The sequence below is a fragment of the Arthrobacter psychrochitiniphilus genome, from assembly GCF_003185915.1.
Lineage (GTDB): Bacteria > Actinomycetota > Actinomycetes > Actinomycetales > Micrococcaceae > Specibacter > Specibacter psychrochitiniphilus.
Genome location: NZ_QHLZ01000032.1, coordinates 1 through 1,394, shown reverse-complemented (window position 1 = coordinate 1,394; position 1,394 = coordinate 1). Strand labels below are relative to the sequence as shown.

1 protein-coding gene is annotated in these 1,394 nt (G+C 62.3%); it reads left to right on the top strand.

Features of this window, described 5'->3' with window-relative positions; all coding sequences use genetic code 11:
* Window positions 1-147: 147 nt before the first annotated feature.
* On the top strand, window positions 148-1,394 hold a 1,247-nt coding region (locus CVS29_RS18105), incomplete at its 3' end, for a putative transposase (protein WP_170121055.1).

Genomic DNA, 1,394 nt, shown 5'->3' with positions numbered 1-1,394 from the left:
CAGGACTCTGGACACGCTCTGGTGACGGGTTCGGGGTTCGTCGATTTTTCGGGGTTTTTCTTGATAAAAGCCTGTTAATTTTGCCCGTTGTTCGATATAATAGATTCAAGAAACCGGGTCTCTTGGAAGGGTGGAATGATGAGTGTTATGACTGCTCAACCTCCTCTTCCTGTGGCGATGGCTTTGGATGCTGTGCCGCTGGGCCTGGCCGGATCAATGGTCAAAGACGGTACTGGCGGGGCTGTTTACCTCCACGGCCAGGTGGCCTTTTCTTGGGATGCAGGCGATGAAGCCGGACGCCGCTGGGCAGCGGTGAAGCTGGCAGCGATGAAGGCCGCCGGGGTTGGTGAGATCGCCGCCGTCTTTGACGTCACCCCGTCAACGGTCTGGTTATGGAAGCAATTGCTGGCCGAGGGCGGCATTGTCGCGTTGGTACCGGAAAAGAAGGGCCCAAAGAAAGCTTCCCGACTGACCGACACTGTCATCACCAGGATCGTTGAACTACGCAGAAGTGGCCTGTCCCAGCAGGCCGTCGGCAACGCGGTCGGCGTCTCTGAGTTCAGCGTCCGCCGGGCCCTGAAAATCGCTGCTGAACAAGCCACTACCGACGCTGCAGAAACAACAGCGACCGAGGGCGTCCCCGAAGTATTGGAACCGGCACCGGCGCAACAGTTTGAGCTGCCGCTCTTGCCAGCGCCGGCGCCCCGGACTGCCGAGCGTGCTGCCGCCGGTCTGCTTGAAGGCGCGGCCCCGGTGTTTTCCCGGTCCGCCCATGGTCGTCATGCCGGATTGTTCCTGGCCTTCCCTGCCCTGGAAACTACCGGGCTGCTGGCCTGCGCTCGGCAAGTGTATGGGGCCTTGCCGAATGGTTTCTACGGCCTGGAAACGATCCTGATTGATAGTGTGCTGCGGGCACTGGCTGGGGAGGCTCGGGCCGAGGGTGCCACCCGCTTCGACCCGGTGGAGCTGGGTCGGGTGCTGGGGTTGGACCGGGCCCCGGAAGTAAAAACCATCCGCCGCCGGATCAGCCAACTAGCCGAAACCGGCAAAGCCGGGGAACTGATCACTGCCCTGGCTAAACACCATCTGGCCGGCACCGGTCCTGACGGTGGGAACCTAGCTGCGATCCTTTACGTTGACGGGCATGTGCGCGCCTACCAGGGCACGAAAAAGGTTGGGAAAATCTACTCAACGAGGCTCAAGTTCCCGGTCCCGGCGACCGAGGAAACCTGGGTAACCGACGCCCACGGCGCCCCAGTGTTCGTTGTCATGGCTGCCCCGGGGGCGTCCCTAGCCGCGGAACTGCGCGATCTCCTGCCCGAACTGCGCACAGCGATCGGGGACGAACGGCGAGTGCTGGTCGGTTTCGATAGGGGCGGCTGGTCCCCGGCCCT